Genomic DNA, 18,948 nt, shown 5'->3' on the forward strand with positions numbered 1-18,948 from the left:
TATGTCAAAACGTTTTATTTCCATATGGTTTAGGCACTTGTTAACAGATTGGCTGGCACTGCGCCGGCCTGAATTGAAGGCAGTACCTTTTGTGTTGGCAGCGCCAGTGCATAACCGCATGGTCATAATAGCGGCTAATAATTTGGCAGAAGCACAAGGAATAACTGCCGGCACTACAGCTGCAGATGCTAAAGCGGTGATTCCTGACTTGCTGGTAATAGATGCAGTGCCCGGACAGGCCGAGAAAATATTAAAAGCAGCAGGAGGGTGGTGTATCCGCTATTCGCCGGTAGTAGCAATCGATCTGCCAAACGGGCTCATCATAAATGCCTCTGGCTGTGCACATTTATGGGGAGGCGAAGAAGCTTATCTTCAAGCTATTTTAACCGCCTTAAAAAATAAAGGCTATCATGTACGTGGTGCAATGGCTAGTACTATCGGTGCAGCCTGGGCTATGGCACGCTATGGCTCAAATAAACTGATCATCCCTCCCGCAGACCAGGCTACTGCGCTGTTGGCACTGCCCCCAATTGCCTTACGACTGGAGTCATTGCTTTTAGAACGACTGCATAAGTTAGGCTTTTACACCATTCAAAAAATTGCCGTTTTGCCACGCCGGGCGCTGCAAAGGCGTTTTGGAATGGAATTGCTGCTCCGCCTGGATCAGGCCTTCGGTCATGAAGAGGAGCACCTGGAGCCATTAAATCCGCCCGAGCCGTATCATGTCAGGTTACCTTTTCTGGAACTTATTCGCACGCCGGAAGCCATTGCACAAGCCATTCTGAAATTATTGGAAATGATGTGCTTGCGGCTAAGACAGGAAGGCAAAGGGTTACGTTCGGCTATATTAAAAGGCTATAGGATAGATGGTAAGCTGGTTAACATAGCTATTGGCACCAATCGTCCTGTGGTACATATTGAACATTTATTCAAATTATTTGAGCTGAAAATACCACAAATTGAGCCGGCTTTAGGTATCGAATTATTCACGTTGGATGCGCCCCGGGTGGAAGACTTATCAGCCGATCAGGAAGCCCTGTGGGCTTCAGACGGCTGTGGGCTGAATACAATAGCTCTATCCGAATTACTGGATCGGTTGGCCAATAAACTAGGTACAGGTAGTATACAGCGATACCTGCCGCAGGAACGCTACTGGCCCGAACATACTATCCGCTTAGCCAACACACTTACAGAACGAACTGAGGCAAACTGGCGGATTGGTAAACCCAGGCCAACCATTTTATTGCCCAAACCAGAAAGGATTGAAGTAACTGCCCTGCTGCCCGATAATCCGCCTATGCTATTTATTTATAAAGGTGTACGGCATATTATTCGGAAAGCAGATGATGCTGAACGGATTGAACGGGAGTGGTGGCGTGACAAGGGGCAGCACCGGGATTATTATGTAGTTGAAGACCAGGAAGGGCGGCGTTACTGGCTTTTCCGTTCAGGGCATTATAATTCAGAAAGCTCGGAGTGGTATATACATGGTTTTTTTGCCTGAGAGGAGTTACAATGGAATATGCAGAATTACAAGTAACAAGCAATTTTACCTTTATGCTGGGTGGTTCGCACCCTGAGGAGCTTGCCGGGTGTGCAGCCGAATTAGGTTACACAAAAATTGCCATTACCGACCGTAACAGCGTGGCAGGCGTAGTACGGGCACATATTGCAGCTAAGGCCAAAGGTATTAGCATTATTCCAGCCTGCCGGCTAGATCTCATTGATGGGCCAAGTTTGCTGGCTTACCCAACAGACATTACAGCCTGGGGGCGTTTATGCGCCTTGTTATCACTTGGTAACCTGCGCACGGAGAAAGGCAAATGCGAGTTGTATAAACAGGACGTGTACAATCATAAGGCAGGGATTAAATTTATGATTATACCACCTGCCAAGCTAAACAGGCAGTTTAACTTTGATGATAAATTTATAGCTGAAGTAGCAGAATACCGGGTGGCTTTTGGTGAATCTTTATATGTGGCCGCCAGCCGTACTTACAGCGGTTATGACAGCAAGCGTTTGTACCGTATCTCACAATTAGGCGTTCCAATGGTGGCAACTAATGATGTGCATTACCATGAGCCTCAACGGCGCGAACTACAGGATATACAAACTTGCGTTCGCGAAAAGTGTACAATTGATACGGCTGGCTTTAAGCTGCATGCCAATGCTGAGCGCTATCTTAAACCTATTGAAGAATTGCAACGCCTCTTCAGGCAATATCCGGACGCTATTGCGCGTACACTGGAAATTGCCGAAGCCTGTACCTTTTCATTAGATACGCTCAAATACCTCGAACCGGAGTGGGTAAGTCCTGATGGCCGTACGGCAGATGAGCACCTGAGAGAACATACCTTAATTGGCGCACGGAAATTTTTCGGTAAGGAGGTGCCTTTAAAAGTGTCAAAGCAAATCGAATTCGAACTGGCATTTTTTGCCAGAAAGAAACTGGCTCCTTATTTTTTGCGGGTATTTGCATATACACAAAAAGCAGAAGAACTGGGTATTTTGTACCAGGGGCGTGGTTCGGCGGCCAATTGCACGGTTTGCTTTTGCCTGGGTATAACCCCGGTAAATCCTACCAAGTCCAATCTGTTATTCTCCCGTTTTATGTCAGACGCACGGGATGAATGGCCTGATGTGGATGTAGACTTTGAGCATGAACGGAGAGAAGAAATTATACAGTGGATATACGAGACTTATGGACGGGACCATGCAGCCATAGTAGCAACCGTAACACAGGAAAGGCATAAAGGCGCCATCCGCGATGTAGGGAAAGCCATGGGCTTATCCGAAGATACCATTAAGCGCTTGGGCGGTGCTATCTGGAGTTTCTCCGACGAAGGGTTTGACCGTGAGCGTATCATAGGGCAAGGCTTAAACCCCGATGATCCTCATTTACAAAAAGTATTGCAACTCACAGATCAGTTAATGGGCTTTCCACGGCAATTGGGCCAGCATACAGGCGGATTGGTAATTATGCAGTGCAAGCTTTCGGACCTGTGCCCGGTGATGAACGCCCGAATGGCCGACCGCACACAACTGGAATGGAACAAAGATGACCTGGAAGCATTGGGCATTTTAAAAGTTGATGTGTTGGCCTTAGGTATGCTAACCTGCATCCGCAAAGCTTTTGATCTATTAAAGCAGCACTATAACAAGCAATATACCCTGGAAAGTGTACCGCAGGACAAGGAAGAGGTTTATGATATGATCTGTAAGGCAGATACACTTGGTGTTTTCCAGATTGAGAGCCGGGCGCAAATGTCTATGTTACCCCGGCTAAAGCCGCGTGTGTTCTACGATCTGGTAATAGAGGTAGCCATCGTAAGGCCCGGACCCATTCAAGGCGACATGGTACACCCATACCTGCGGCGCAGGGAAGATCCAAGTCTTATTGATTATCCTTCAGAAGAGTTGAAAAAGATATTAGGTCGAACAAAAGGTGTCCCTCTTTTCCAGGAACAGGCCATGGAAATTGCTATAGTGGCAGCAGGCTTTACCCCGGCCGAAGCTGATCAGTTGCGCCGAAGCATGGCTACGTTTAAGGCAAAGGGTTTAGTAAGCCAGTTTCAAAAGAAGCTGGTAGACGGAATGACCAAAAAAGGATATGACGAAGAATTTGCTAAACGAATATTTAAGCAACTGGAAGGCTTTGGTTCCTATGGTTTTCCAGAAAGTCATGCTGCTTCTTTTGCACACTTAGTCTATATTTCCTCGTGGCTTAAATGCTATTACCCTGATGTATTTGCTGCGGCGCTGCTTAACAGTCAGCCTATGGGCTTTTACCAGCCGGCAGAGATTGTAGATGATGCCCGGGAGCATGGTGTTGTGGTTAGGCCAGTAGATATAAACTATTCTTACTGGGACAATACACTTGAAGAAAAGGATAGTAAATATTTTGTTTTGCGCTTGGGTTTCAGGCAGGTAAAAGGATTACGCGAAGAAGATATGAATATGTTGGTTGCTAAGCGTGGGCAGGGGTATCAAACTATTCAACAGCTTAGCGATGCAGGTTTGCTCCAGGCTGCTATCGAAAAACTAACCGATGCTGATGCCTTTCGTTCTTTAGGAATGGACCGTAGGCAGGCGCTATGGGAAGTACCGGCGCTGAGCGATAAGCCTACCGGGTTATTTAAAGGACAGCCTTCAGAAAGTGCGCAGGAAGGGCAAATGGCTTTGCCACTGATGGGGTTAAGTGAACATGTAGTGCAGGATTTTGCCGTTACCGGCTTATCGCTAAAGGCTCATCCGGTAAGCTTTGTACGTGAAGATCTGGATTTATTGCATGTAGTAACAACGGCCAAGCTCAAAACCATGAAAAACGGAGACCCGGTTAAAGTGGCCGGAATGATTACTGTGCGCCAGCGGCCGGGTACAGCAAAAGGCATATTGTTTATCACCATTAAGGATGAAACAGGCTTTACCAACTTGGTGGTTTGGAGCAAATTCTTTGATGAGTATCGAAAGGAAATAATCCAATCGCGACTGATGATGGTAGAAGGAACATTACAAATAGAAGGCCAGGTAATACATGTAATAGTTAAACGCTGCTTTAATATGAACGGTTTGTTACGTAAGCTTACCGCTAACCAGGATCAGGCACCGTTACTTACACTGGCACGTGGTGATGAAACCACCTTGCCGCCGCCAGAGCAACAACGGGGTGCGGTTAAAAAAGAGGTGTTTTATAAAGGACGAAATTTTCAATGATAGTTTTAATATTGCAGAATGAATGCACCTATGCGGCTGGCACATGATTATCTGGAATTAACCAATACGGTTGTATTCCTGACGGGAAAGGCCGGTACAGGCAAAACTACTTTTTTACGGCAGGTGCGGCAGGAATCTAAAAAAAAGATGGCGATTGTTGCGCCAACAGGGGTAGCGGCTATTAATGCCGGCGGAATGACTATTCACTCTCTATTCCAATTGCCTTTCGGCCCCATCATGCCTGGAGGTGCTGAACGGCCTGAGGTACATTATAACAACGAGAAAAAAGAATTACTCAACAGTTTGGAGTTACTGGTGATTGATGAAGTGAGCATGGTACGGCCTGATGTACTTGATCAGATTGATTTGATTCTGCGAAATGTTAAAGATAATACCTTTCCATTCGGCGGCGTACAATTGCTGCTGATTGGCGACCTCTCACAGCTAAGTCCGATCATTAAGGATGAAGAGTGGGCAATATTGAGGCGTTATTACGAAACACCTTACTTTTTTAGCAGCCAGGTACTACAAAAAGCACCTTACGTTCGTATTGAGCTTGATCATGTATATCGGCAAAAGGAGCAGGCTTTTGTGGAAATTTTAAATGAAGTACGTAACCAAAGCATCAGCCAGGAAAACCTTGCATTGTTGAACGCCCGGTACATACCTGACTTTCGTCCACCTGTAGATGATCCATACATTACCTTAACTACACATAATAGTATTACCCGACAAATTAATGAAGAATTTATAACCGTATTGGCAGGACAGGAAATGGAATTTGCGGCATCTATACGCGGCGAGTTTCCTAAAGATGCTTACCCGACTGAAACCAGCCTAAAGCTTAAGGTAGGTGCTCAGGTGATGTTTGTTAAAAATGATAACTCGGCCGAAAAGCTGTATTACAACGGTAAAATTGGTACTGTAACGCGTTTAGAAACAGATACCGTTTATGTACGTTGCGGGCATGAAGATAAAGAACTGGCTGTACAAGCCCAGGAATGGACCAACGTAAAATACCAACTGCAAGGTGAGCAAATAGGCGAAACAAATGCAGGCAGCTTTGCACAGATACCTTTAAAACTGGCCTGGTCAATCACCATTCATAAAAGCCAGGGTTTAACTTTTGAAAAGGCTATTATTGATGTGAGCGGAGCCTTTACGCATGGGCAGGCTTACGTAGCACTGAGCCGTTGTAGAAGCTTGGCTGGTATGGTACTGCGCAACCCTATAGCCCCCGAAAATATTATAGGAGATCCGGCTGTATCGCGGTTTAATGAAAAGGCTAAAGCTTTCAACCCCGATGAGGCCAGTTTAAAGCGCGACATAGAACTACACAGGCAGTTTATGCTGTCTGAATTGTTTAATTTTAATGTTTTAAAGAGAAAGAGCAAAGGCTTTGAAGCATTAATAACCGGTTTGCAAAAAGATATTTTTGAAGTTGCGGAAAAATTACAGCGTCAGCTGTCTGCCTATCCTTTAGACCGAATTCAAAAAGCTGCAATTTATTTCAAGGAAAAGCTCGAAACGCTGGTTAACAGTTTGCATTCGGAGCTACCCGGCCTAATAGGCCAGTCGAAAGAACTGGCTGGCAAGGCGGATGAATTGATTCGCTACATTATGATGAAGATTAAACTGATGGACTACTTCACCAACATCAATTTTACATCACAAGCTTATGTAGCCATTAAACGCGATGTCTGGGCAGGAGTTAAAAGTGATACTTCCCGATCATATTTAAAAGCCTTGAACGCTAAGCCTAATGAAAAGCTGTATGAGCAATTTGGAGAATGGCGAAAAAATGTTGCTGATAAAGAGAAGGTAATGCCGAATATGATACTGTCAGAAAAAACAATGGCTACTATTGCAGAGAGGCTGCCGGCAACCATAAAAGCACTCAGTCAAACCAAAGGCGTAGGCGAACAAAAAGCCCTGCAATACGGTGCCGAACTTATTTCAATGATACGGCTTTATCAACAAGAGTTAACAGGGGTTGATACTGAACAAGGGAGCCTTTTTTAATAATGAGATATGCTACGATGGCAAAACCAATTATGGGTAATGCGAAGTCAGGGCAAAATCTAAATTTCAACAACCATTGCTGCACGAATATGCTTTAAGTAATTTCGGCACCGATATGGGACAGTTGTTAAGGATTACTTTTGAAAATAAAGATTACACATTTAAATTACGCAATGCTTTACCCGCCGACCGGATTGTAAACGAGTTGGCTATTTTGCTTTCGGGTGAGGAGCAGGTGCTTATTCGGGAAGGTGATACCTGGCAATTCAAGAACAGCGTCGATAAAGATTTCAACCGGCTTGCCGATGCCATTGGAAAAGCTATCTCATTACGCTTCCGGATATAAATATTCTGCAATGAAAGTAATTATTGCCGAAAAGCCATCTGTGGCAAGGGAAATAGCTAAGGTGTTTGGCGCTACTACCAAACGTGAGGGGTATATTGAAGGTAAAGGATACACCTTCACTTGGGCCTTTGGACACCTGTTACAACTGGCCACTCCTCAAGAATATGGTTATTATGGTTGGAGCGTTCAAAACCTGCCTATGTTACCCGGTAAATTTAAGTTGGCCATCCGTAAGGTAAAAAGCAAAGAAGGTATGGTGGATGATCCTTCGGTAAAAAAGCAACTGGACATCATAAATACGCTTTTTGAAGAAGCAAGTGAAATTATTGTAGCAACGGATGCCGGGCGTGAGGGAGAGCTTATTTTTAGATATATCTATTACTATCTTAAATGCAAAAAGCCATTTAAAAGGCTTTGGATATCGTCACAAACAGATGCCGCCATCAAAGAAGGCTTTAGGAATTTAAAACCCGGCAGCGAATATGATACGCTGTTTAACTCAGCACATTGCCGTTCACAGGCCGACTGGCTTGTTGGGATGAACGCCACACAGGCACTTAGCCTTGCTGCTGGTACGCGGTCTGTATTATCGTTAGGCAGAGTACAAACGCCAACGCTGGCCATGATCTGTTCCCGTTACCTTGAGAATAAAAATTTTGTGCCACAAATTTACTACCAGGTTGCTATACAGGTAGACAAGGATGGTCAATTATTCAGAGCCATATCAACAGAGAATTATAAAACAAAAGAGCAGGCGCAAGAGGTACTTGAAAAGGTAGAAAACACTGCTGCCGGCTTTCCGCAAGGCGGACAGATTATTAATGTGGAGGCTAAACCCCGTAAAGAGCCGCCACCTTTATTGCATGACCTGAGCAGCTTACAGCAGGAAGCTAACAAACGTAAAGGCTTTACAGCAGATCAAACGTTGGGTATACTGCAAAACTTGTATGAAAATAAGTTAGTGACCTATCCGCGTACAGGCAGCCGTTATATTGGCGATGATGTGTTTGCCACCGTTCCGGGTTTAATTGAAAAGCTTACAGATCATCAAAATTTTGGTAAGCAGGCTACGTTGTTAACCAGTGCTAAGCTAAACAAGCGCAGCGTAAATGCTAAAAAGGTAACCGATCACCACGCTATACTGCCCACAGGTGAGGCCCCCCGTCAGCTAACGCCCGATCAGCAAGCAGTATATGATATGGTGGCTGGACGAATGCTGGAAGCATTTCATCAGGATTGTATTAAAGAGATCACTAAGATTACAGTACAGTCGGGCGTTAAGTTTGCGGCAAGCGGTACGGTAATTAATACGCCTGGCTGGCGTGCAGTTTTTAATGATAAGGATGAGGAAAAGAAAGATGAGGAGAATGCATCACTACCAAAAGTAACAAAAGGTGAAAGCCTGCCCGTTACCAATAAAGCCGTGCTGGAAAAGCAGACTAAGCCTAAGCCGCTCTACAACGAGGCCTCATTATTAAAAGCACTAGAAACGGCCGGTAAAGAAATTGAAGATGAGGAGTTACGTTATGCCATGAAAGAAAGCGGCCTGGGTACGCCTGCTACCCGCGCAGCCATCATTGAAACGCTTATTAAGCGTGACTATGTAATTCGTGAAAAGAAGAATCTGGTGCCTACTGAGACAGGACTGTCGGTATATGGTATAGTTAAAGACAAGCAAATTGCACAAGCAGAACTGACCGGCAATTGGGAAAAACGTTTAGAAGAGATTCGTTCAGGAGCCTCCGTAGCTGATTTTCAGTCAGAGATTCAAAACTATACACGTTCTATCACCAGTGAGTTGTTAAAAGCAGGTACGCGTTTTCGGTCTAAGGAACTTACTGCCTCTTGAGTGATGATGAAAAACCAGTACAAGCGGGCAGTATTTAGACCTGTGCGTGATTGGAAATATGCTATTCAGTTAGAGCTATAATAGTCAACGGTAAAACAAAATAACATCCTATGTATTACATTCTCATAAGTGTCATTTAGTGTTAGATGATTTGGTTAACCAATAAAAAGAAGCTTTCTTTTTTTCTATCGAGCGAATTTTTTACTGATGCGCTACGCACAACTATAAGCATTTTTTTACCTGTATGGCTGTTGTTTAGTTTAGGTAAACCGGATATTGCCGTTGCCGTAGGTATTGGTACATTATTAACCAGCCTTACCGATAGTTCTGGTACCTATAGTGATAAAAAGTTGGGTTCACTGGTTAGCATTGGTCTTTTCTTTTTTGTTACACTGGTTACCTCGTTTTGCTGGCAGCATCCTTGGCTGCTGGGTATTATGCTATTTATGTTTTGTTTTAGCTTTGCTATGCTAACTACGTTTGGCAATCGTTTTTCGATGATTGGCACTACAGCCATAGCGCTTTGCATATTCATCAGCGGAATGCGGCCACTTAATGGATTCGAATTCAGCGCCTACATACTTACAGGAGGGGTTTGCTATTACATGATCAGTTTACTGCAGTCATGGTTATGGCCGTTTCGCTCGTTATACCAGGCGGTAACCGAATGTATAAAAGCTACTTCAACGTATATGCAAGCCCGTACAGCTTTTTATAACCGCAATATTCCTCTCGAAGAATGTTACTATAATATTATACCGCTTCATACACTGGTAAATGAAAAGCATGAAAACGTTCGCGACCTCTTACTTCGCGACAAACTGGCCATGCGATCAGATAATAAGAAAGGGCAGTTATTATTAAGAATTGCCACGCAGGTGATTGACCTTTATGAACATATTACCACAGTTCATTTCGACTATCAGCATTTTAGAGATGCACTGGGTATGAGCGGCGCGCCAGAGGTTATAAGCCGGCTTATCGAAATTATGGCATTAGATATTGATCAGGCTGGTAATGCATTCTATCTGAACAAAAGTGTAACGCCTAATCATCACAGCCAAGAAGTGGCTTACCTGCATAGCCGTCTGCAATATATTATAGAGAAGGAAAACGCAAATAATCAGGCCCTGTTGCGGCATTTAAAGCATAACATTGAAGATGTTTCTGAGCGTATAACCCGGCTTAAGGCTCTGATGGCCGGTCAGGAAGAAATAGAAGTGGTTGAAAACGAAGCCCTGAGTTATCCGGATTTTTTAACCTACAGGCCACGCACCTTTAGTCAGTTTAAAATGCATCTCAACTTCAGGTCACCTGTGTTCAGGTTTTCTTTACGGCTGGCGGTAGCCTGTACATTTGCTTACATACTAACTTGTGCTTTTCCGTTAGGTGGGTACAGTTACTGGATCATGCTTACTGTAATAGTAATCATGAAACCAGCCTATAGCATTACAAGGCAGCGCAATAAACAGCGCCTCATTGGCACGCTTACAGGTGTGGCTGTCGGGTTATTGCTCATTGCATTTATCAATAGCACAGCGGTATTGCTTACCATTTCGCTTTTTCTCTTGTTGGGTTTTTTTACGTTCAGCCGCACCAAATATGCGCTCAGCGTAATGTTTATAACGCCTATGGTTATGATTTGCCTGCATATTTACAGTGAGGGAAAAACTGCTTTTATATTTGAACGAATTTATGATACGCTAATTGGCTGTGCAATTGCACTTGTGGCGTCATACATCTTCCCGGTTTGGGAAAAGCATAATCTAAGCCGGTACCTTAATAACGTGCTTGACGCCAATTACGCTTACTTAGACGCTTTGTACCAAAAACTTTCCGGAGAAACCGTTAGTTATAACACTTACAAACTGCTGCGTAAAAATGTATATACGCGGCTGGCCGATTTTTCAGCAGCTTTTCAGCGCCTGCTGCTCGAACCGAAAAGAATGGATATTGCCGTGGATCACTTACAGCGTTTTCAGGCACTTAATCATCAGTTGTATGGTGCCGTAGCATCCTTAAATCTTAACAGCGGTAGCCTTAATGGTAATAGCCTGCACAGAATAATGACTGCACAAGCTTTAAATAGCCTGCGAAAGTGCATGGAATGCCTTAATGATGAGGAAGCAAGTAAAGTGCAAATTAAAGAGGAACAAGTTAATGGGTTAAACGGAGAGACATCTGCTAATGATACTGCGCTTAATAGTCAGTTTAACAGTATAGTGTCCACGGTAGCGCAACTTCAAACCTTATGTCAAACCCTTCTCGGTAGTTGAATATTCATTGCCTTGAGGAGATGCATTTGATCGAATCACTACTTTAAAAATCAATATTTGATATTGACTATTGCATCAAAGCTTATAAGCTAATTGAATGTCATATAAGCTGAATAGAGGTTGATTTTAGCCCGCACACTTGAGATGTGGCATGACATTGGCTATTAATGTATATCGAAAATTATTATGCAACATTTAAGTTCTGACGTTTTTAAATATGCTTTTGTAAGCACTTTTCCGGGAGATGATAGCGGCAGTTTAAAGCCTCGTCAAACACCTGGTGTATTGTATAGCAAAACCATGCCCACCCCGGTAAATAAGCCTGTGCTTTTGGCCTGGTCTCCTGAATTAGCGGCCGAGCTGGGTATAGCAATGCCTGCTGAAGGCGATATTAATTTGCTGGGTGGTAACCTCGTTACACCATCTATGCAACCTTATGCTTTATGCTACGCAGGGCATCAGTTTGGTAATTGGGCCGGGCAGTTGGGTGATGGGCGTGCCATTTGTTTAGGTGAATGGGAAACGCCGGCAGGTGATGCATGGGAGATCCAGCTAAAAGGAGCCGGTCGAACGGCTTATTCGCGAAGGGGAGATGGCCGGGCGGTCTTACGTTCGTCGCTAAGGGAGTATTTGATGAGCGAGGCTATGCATTATCTGGGTGTTCCTACCACGAGGGCATTGAGCCTTGTAGGCACGGGCGATCAGATTGTGCGGGATATGTTTTATGACGGAAGGCCTGCTTATGAACCTGGAGCAATTGTAGCTCGCGTTGCGCCGAGCTTTTTGCGGTTTGGTAACTTTGAAATACTTGCTGCAAGAAATGAGATAGAAAGCCTCACAAACCTGGTAAACTGGACCATTGAGCGTTATTATCCACATATTGAAGGGGATGATAAAGTACTGAAATGGTTTGGTGAAGTAATAGAGCGCACGGCAACCATGATTGTGGAATGGCTAAGAGTTGGTTTTGTGCATGGGGTAATGAACACCGACAATATGTCCGTATTAGGTTTAACGATCGATTATGGGCCATTTTCTTTTTTGGACAACTACGACCCGAATTTTACACCCAACACAACCGATTTGCCAGGAAGGCGTTATGCTTTTGGTCAGCAGGCTAATATTGCCTACTGGAATTTAAGTTGCCTGGCCAATGCGTTGGTTCCAATGTTTCCGGATACGGACCAATTAGCCGAGCAACTGAAAACCTATGAGGATATCTACTGGAGTAAGTATTACGCAATGATGGCCAGTAAACTTGGCTTGGATAGCGTGCGGAAAGAAGACGTTACTCTGTTTCAGAATATTGAAGAAATGCTGACTTCGATACAGCCGGATATGACTATCTTTTATCAGTTACTGATTGATCTGCCACTCGACACAAGCGATAAAGACACTATCGTAAACCACTTTAGAGATAGCTTTTATGATGCTCTTTCGGCAGCAGGCAGTGAACAGCTCTACTCGGTAATCACAAATTATATTATTCGAAGAAAAACTAACGCTGGCTCTGACGAGGATACCAGGTTAAGTATGATGAAAAGCAATCCGAGGTTTATTTTAAGAAATTACCTGCTTCATCAGGCTATTGAAGAACTGGAAAAAGGAAACAACGAACTGTTTTTAAAGCTACAGGAGGCAATAAAAGATCCGTATTCCAAACGGTTTGATGAGTTTTATGAAATTAGGCCCGGATGGGCAACACAAATGGCTGGTTGTTCAATGTTATCTTGCAGTTCTTAAGAATAGGCAGGTGAGGAATAATTCATAAAATAACCGGATATTAGCTTATGATTAAAAGATCAGCACTCATAAAAAAATTATATAAATGCCAACTTGTTTTGATGTTGAGTCTAATTGGCTGCTCAGCTCTTGCCCAAACGCCTGTAAATAGCGGCTGGTCACAGCTTGATGGTATATTGGCGAAAATCAAAGCGCCCACGTTTCCAAAACGTGATTTTGACGTAACCCGCTATGGCGCATCAGGTAATGGCAAGGTGGACTGTAGCAAAGCCATCAAAGCGGCCATTGCAGCTTGTAATAAAGCTGGCGGTGGTAGGGTGGTAGTGCCTGCGGGTAAGTATTTAACCGGTCCTGTATACCTGAAAAGCAATGTTAACCTTCATCTCAATAAAGGTGCAGTACTGCTTTTTTCTACCCGGCCCGATGATTACCTGCCGCTTGTACCTACCCGCTGGGAAGGTGTGGAGCTAATGAATTATTCGCCGTTGGTGTATGCTTACAAAGAACATCACATTGCCGTAACGGGCGAAGGCGTGTTAGATGGGCAGGCCACTAACCAAAACTGGTGGCCCTGGAAGGGAAAAGAAGAATATGGCTATAAGCCAGGTACTCCTAGCCAAACGGATAAAGGTAACCGTCCGGCGTTATTTGCTATGGCCGAAAAAGACGTACCGCAGCGCGATCGTAAATTTGGTAATGGTTTTTACTTGCGTCCGCAGTTTGTACAGCCTTACCTTTGTACTGATATACTGATAGAAGGCGTCAAAATTATTAATTCGCCCATGTGGATACTGAACCCGGTGCTGTGTACCAACGTTACAATTAATAAGGTAACTGTTGAAAGCAGTGGCCCTAACACCGATGGTTGCGACCCTGAATCTTGCCGAAATGTACTGATTAAGGATTGCTACTTTAACACGGGCGACGACTGCATAGCGCTCAAATCGGGCCGTAACCGCGATGGCCGGCGTATTAACATACCGTGCGAAAACGTAATTATTGAAGGCTGTACTATGGTTAATGGGCACGGTGGTATTGTAATTGGCAGCGAAATTTCGGGTGGAGTCAAAAACGTATTTGCTCAAAACTGTACCATGAACAGCCCGCTTTTGGATAGGGCACTGCGCATTAAAACCAGTTCGGCCAGGGGTGGTACTACCGAAAACATTTACTTACGCAACATTGCCGTTGGGCAGGTAAAGCAAGAAGCTATATTGATCACTATGTTTTACGAAGATACTGGTGCTTTTATGCCGCTTATCCGAAATATCGAGGTTAGCAATATGCAAGTGAAACATGGTGGCACTACCGGTATACTGGTAGAGGGCTATGAAAAACAACCGGTACAAAACTTACGCCTGAACAACGTTTCTATCAACAACGTTAAAGTTCCGTACAGCATAGCCAATTTAGTCGGTCTTCAGCTTGATAATGTAACTATCAACGGTGCAAAAGTTGAAACTAATGAAGTGAAAATTACCAAGGCAGAAAAGTAATGACACTATAGAATCGAACAAAAGTAAATAGACAACTGCGCTGTTACACGTTACAACCGTTAGGCGTTCAAACTAAAAAGGCTGCCTTATAATCTTAGGGGTAGCCTTTTTAGTTTATAAGCTTGGTTAGTACTTTTAACATTATTGCTTAAGATTAACAGCCATCCAGTTTTTGTTATAGATAGCTTGCTTTTCCAGGTTCCATGCAATTAGTGCAGGGTCCAATCCTTTTTTAAGGCAGCGCAACGTTTTAAGTCGGTTTACGTTTATTTTTTGGTTTCGGACTTCTTCTTGATAGATCAGTTGGTTCTCTATGCTATAAAATTGGACGGTGGTTACTTTCTTCACATTTTTATTGCCGACCATACCCAATAGCCGTTAGATGAGATACATTCAGCCCTACCTTGGGCTTAACCGGCAAACCAGATAAGTTAAACAGAAAAAAAAACTGCGATAAAAAGAGATTTTTCATAATTGATTGTTTTAATATTTGGGATATTAACGAACCACTGGATGCTATCGAACAGGGTACTGGCAAAGAGTTCACACAGGCACGCGCAGCCTATAAAGGCTAAATGGTTAGCCGTGTACTGCAATTAATAAGGTAAGCCTGGATAAGTGTTGAGGACATTAAAGCCATAAGCATTAAAAGTTTAGTGCTTACGGCTTGTTTTGATAATTCTTAAGTGTGTTGATAAAGTTAAATGTTGGCCATCACCCTGATGTGATTGATATACAGTATTGCTGGAGATTGGGGAGGTGGGTTGAATAATTTGTACGATAAGATTGGCTGTATTCTTGATAGCAATGGTTTAAAGACTCTTTTACTAAACGGAGTGTTAAACTACAAAACCGAAATATGCCCAACAAATTATACCCAGCGTTGAATACAACATCCGGAACACTTTACGACTATCAGGAAAAAGACATACAAACGCTGTTCGATAAAATGGAGCAGGCGTCCTGTAATTATAAATTACTGTATCAATTGCCCACCGGTGGTGGCAAAACGGTCATCTTTTCAGAAATTGCAAATCGCTTTATCTCCAAATATGATCAGAAAGTGATGATTTTGACTCACCGGCAAGAACTATGTAACCAAACCTCGGCTACCTTAAAAAGCTTTGGGCTAAAGAATAAAATTATCAATAGCGCCGTAAAACAGCTGAACCGTAAAGATAAATACCGTTGCTACGTGGCAATGGTGGAAACACTTAATAATCGCATTGCTGATGGATTGGTTGACACAGATGAGGTAGGTCTTCTCATCATAGATGAAGCACATCATAATTCGTTTCAAAAGTTGTTAGACAAGTTTAGTAACGCCAGAATTATAGGCGTTACTGCTACCCCGTTTAGTTCTGATATCAACTCGCCTATGCGCAGTACTTATAACGAACTCGTTATTGGAGAAGGCATCAGCTCATTAATAGAGAAAGGCTTTTTAGCAAAACCAGCTATATGGCGGTACGATGTAGAGTTGAATACTCTGCAGACCGGCGCACATGGTGATTTTACCACCAGTACTTCCGACGATCTGTACTCGTCTCCAGCTATGCTTGATTTATTGTTGCATGCTTATCAAGAGCATTCTAAAAACAAAAAGACGCTAATTTTCAATAATGGCATCTTTACTTCAAAGGCAGTTTGCAAGATGTTTAGCGATGCGGGTTATGACATAAGGCACCTGGATAACGAAACTTCGGCTACTGAACGTGCAGAGATATTGAAATGGCTTAAGGTAACAAAGGGGGCTATATTAACGTCGGTTTCCATTTTAACTACCGGGTTTGATGAGCCATCCATCCAAACGGTAATTCTTAACCGGGCTACAACCTCTCTTACCCTATATCATCAAATGATTGGCCGTGGTTCCCGAAGATTACCCAACAAGAAGAATTTTTCTATTATTGATCTGGGCAATAACACAGATCGTTTTGGTGCATGGAATGCAGAGGTGGATTGGCAATACGTTTTTGAAAATCCGGAGGCTTATAGTGAAAGTGTTCATGCGCAATCAAGCCACGAAGCCCATCATATGCCTTCCGAAATGCGTTCGAAGTTTCCAAATAGCTTAGAAATTTCATTCGACATTCAGAAAGCTTACCAGGCGGCTATAGATAATCAAGAGAAGGCCGGTAGTGTAATAACAGAATCGGTTAACCAACACGCACATATGTGTGCAGACAATAGCGATACCATAAGCGAGGCCATTGCTTTGGCAGACGAGCTTAAAAAAGAGATTGAATGGCGTGTTAAACAGTATGGCAAATGCCTTGGTAAGGTTACAAAGAACTATTTAGAGTGGCTGCAAGAAGATTACATGACCAAATTAAAAGCCCTTATTCAAGAGTTGAAAAGTCAGCAGGTTTTGCAAAAGGTGGCGGTTTAATCAACTCGTTTAGTCATATACTGAAACTATTCATATACCTTAAGACTTTGCATTAAACCCCAGCTACATCAAATCCCCTATGATTACTAAACAAGATATTTTCAGCTACGAAATTGACCCAAAATACAACACGTCGGTTGCTTATTTTTCAATGGAGTTTGCTATAGATCAGGCACTGAAAATTTATAGCGGCGGACTTGGCTTTCTTGCTGGGTCGCATTTGCGCAGTGCCTACGAGCTTAAGCAGAATTTACTGGGTATAGGTTTACTTTGGAAATATGGTTACTACGATCAGGTTAGAGATGGTAATGCGCTGATGAAGTCGGAGTTTATTCAAAAGGACTACTTTTTTTTGCAAGATACAGGTATAGTTTTTACGGTAACCGTACATGATGCACCGGTACACGTAAAAGCTTGGCTTCTAAAGCCGGATACGTTTGGCTCAGCGCCACTATTTTTACTGAGCACTGATATTCCAGAAAACGATGATGTTTCCAGGTCCATAACACACCGTTTATATGATGGTAATGAGTCTACCCGTATTGCGCAAACCATTATTTTAGGTATTGGCGGAGCCATGTTGCTTGATGCATTAGGTATAGAACCAGAGGTTTACCATATGAACGAGGGCCATTCTGTGTCACTCAACTTTTATCTGTATGCTAAGTTTAAAAGCCTTGAAGAGGTTAAGAAGCGGGTAGTGTTTACCACACATACGCCTGAAATGGCAGGTAACGAGTCACATAATTATGAGTTGCTCAAAGAAATGTCGTTGTTCTATCATTTACAGGTGCATGAAGTGAAATACATTCTAGGTATGCAAGGCGATGACTTTAATTATACACTAGCGGCACTTAAATTTGCGCGAAAGGCTAACGGTGTTTCTAAATTACATAGGGAAGTGGCTACCCAAATGTGGGGGAACAATGAAGGTGTTTGCGAAATTACGGCTATAACTAATGCGCAAAATGAAAATTATTGGGTAGATGCTTTGCTTGCCGATGCATTTACTAATGGAGATAATGCAATGGCCACATTACGGAAGAAGGAACTGAAAAAGACCTTATTCAAGGAGGTAGCGAACCAGTGTGGTAAACTGTTTGATGAAAATGTGCTTACTGTAGTTTGGGCCAGGCGCTTTGCAGGTTATAAGCGGGCCGATTTGATTATGCGGGATTGGGAAAGATTTGAGAAATTGGTAAATAATGCTCAATATCCGATACAACTGATATGGGCAGGCAAGCCTTATCCAGGGGACACAGATAGTATAAATCTGTTTAATCATATTATTTCGAGGGTTAAGACATTTAAAAACTGCGCTGTGCTTACAGGTTACGAACTTGGCTTGTCGGCCTTACTAAAAAAAGGTGCGGACATATGGTTAAACAACCCCACAATGTATAGAGAGGCCTCCGGAACGAGTGGTATGACAGCTGCAATGAATGGCGCCATCAATCTTTCCTTGCCCGACGGCTGGGTGCCGGAATTTGCTGCCGATGGGGAAAACTGTTTTCTTATTCAACCAGCGGATGATCATTTGCCTGCCGAAGAGAAAGGCCGGTTAGAAAATGAAAACTTAATGCATGTGTTAGAGAAGAAGGTGCTACCGGTATACTACGATAACCAACCCAAATGGTTCCAAATACAAAAGAAGGCTGCCAAAGATGTAGTGCCTACTTTTGAATCGGGCCGAATGGCCGATGAATATTACCGGGTGCTTTACCAATTGTAAAAGTACCTCAATAACGTATTGAAGGCAAACAACAAAGCCTTTAATATTCTTACCGTACCAATATATCAAATTGGTTATGACAAGTAGTTGCCCAGGCCGCTTTAATTTTAAGTCATGAGGTACTCTATTCTACTCGAAACAACAATTGCACCTACTGAGAAAAAACTTCGTAATATTTTATTGTTCGTAAAAAATGGGCCGTATAGTAGCGGTTTGCCGTGTATTAAGCTATGCGCTATACCTTGTTAAAATGGAAGCGTTGATTGCCAAAGGGCTATAGGGGGGAGGTAATCAGTAGCTGCGCTTGAGTATACATCGACAAATGTGAAGATGCTACAGCGGTTGTATAACGTATTGTTATAAAAATGCCCGACACAGG

At 43.2% G+C, this 18,948-nt stretch carries 11 protein-coding genes; 10 read left to right on the forward strand and 1 reads right to left on the reverse strand.

The annotated features are described in order from the left end of the window. Position 1: 1 nt before the first annotated feature. From ABDD94_RS11240 to ABDD94_RS11275, 8 genes are all read left to right on the forward strand, one after another. The gene (locus tag ABDD94_RS11240; RefSeq protein ID WP_345955949.1) at positions 2 to 1,504 is read left to right on the forward strand and encodes a DNA polymerase Y family protein; all 1,503 of its coding nucleotides are present in this window, start codon (positions 2 to 4) and stop codon (positions 1,502 to 1,504) included. A gap of 11 nt (positions 1,505 to 1,515) precedes the next feature. Next, entirely contained in the window at positions 1,516 to 4,713 is a 3,198-nt protein-coding gene (locus ABDD94_RS11245) for an error-prone DNA polymerase (RefSeq protein WP_345955950.1), read from the forward strand. An 18-nt stretch (positions 4,714 to 4,731) separates the two neighbouring features. After that, a complete protein-coding gene (locus ABDD94_RS11250) occupies positions 4,732 to 6,735 on the forward strand; it encodes an HRDC domain-containing protein (RefSeq protein ID WP_345955951.1) in 2,004 nt (667 codons plus the stop codon). Between the two features lie 115 nt (positions 6,736 to 6,850). Continuing rightward, positions 6,851 to 7,081, forward strand: a complete 231-nt coding sequence (locus ABDD94_RS11255) for a hypothetical protein (RefSeq protein ID WP_345955952.1) — start codon at positions 6,851 to 6,853, stop codon at positions 7,079 to 7,081. Positions 7,082 to 7,091: 10 nt separating this feature from the next. Continuing rightward, the gene (locus tag ABDD94_RS11260; protein WP_345955953.1) at positions 7,092 to 8,930 is read left to right on the forward strand and encodes a DNA topoisomerase 3; all 1,839 of its coding nucleotides are present in this window, start codon (positions 7,092 to 7,094) and stop codon (positions 8,928 to 8,930) included. 146 nt (positions 8,931 to 9,076) lie between these two features. Then, entirely contained in the window at positions 9,077 to 11,206 is a 2,130-nt protein-coding gene (locus ABDD94_RS11265) for an FUSC family membrane protein (protein WP_345955954.1), read from the forward strand. 186 nt (positions 11,207 to 11,392) lie between these two features. Continuing rightward, positions 11,393 to 12,949 (forward strand): protein adenylyltransferase SelO, encoded by a 1,557-nt coding sequence (locus ABDD94_RS11270; protein ID WP_345955955.1) that lies wholly within the window; start codon positions 11,393 to 11,395, stop codon positions 12,947 to 12,949. A gap of 101 nt (positions 12,950 to 13,050) precedes the next feature. Next, positions 13,051 to 14,445 carry a glycoside hydrolase family 28 protein gene (locus ABDD94_RS11275; protein ID WP_345955956.1) on the forward strand — a complete coding sequence of 465 codons (1,395 nt, stop codon included), beginning with the start codon at positions 13,051 to 13,053 and terminating at the stop codon, positions 14,443 to 14,445. Between the two features lie 141 nt (positions 14,446 to 14,586). Here ABDD94_RS11275 and ABDD94_RS11280 read toward each other — a convergent pair whose 3' ends face one another. Beyond that, positions 14,587 to 14,811, reverse strand: a complete 225-nt coding sequence (locus ABDD94_RS11280) for a hypothetical protein (protein WP_345955957.1) — start codon at positions 14,809 to 14,811, stop codon at positions 14,587 to 14,589. Between the two features lie 493 nt (positions 14,812 to 15,304). Between ABDD94_RS11280 and ABDD94_RS11285 the strand changes: the two genes are divergently transcribed. Together ABDD94_RS11285 and glgP are read left to right on the forward strand one after the other, a co-directional pair. Continuing rightward, positions 15,305 to 16,837 carry a DEAD/DEAH box helicase gene (locus ABDD94_RS11285; protein WP_345955958.1) on the forward strand — a complete coding sequence of 511 codons (1,533 nt, stop codon included), beginning with the start codon at positions 15,305 to 15,307 and terminating at the stop codon, positions 16,835 to 16,837. A gap of 79 nt (positions 16,838 to 16,916) precedes the next feature. After that, positions 16,917 to 18,569 carry an alpha-glucan family phosphorylase gene (glgP, locus tag ABDD94_RS11290; protein ID WP_345955959.1) on the forward strand — a complete coding sequence of 551 codons (1,653 nt, stop codon included), beginning with the start codon at positions 16,917 to 16,919 and terminating at the stop codon, positions 18,567 to 18,569. The last annotated feature ends 379 nt before the right edge of the window (positions 18,570 to 18,948 follow it).

Origin of the sequence: Mucilaginibacter sp. PAMB04168, from assembly GCF_039634365.2 — a bacterium.
Classification (GTDB): Bacteria; Bacteroidota; Bacteroidia; order Sphingobacteriales; family Sphingobacteriaceae; genus Mucilaginibacter.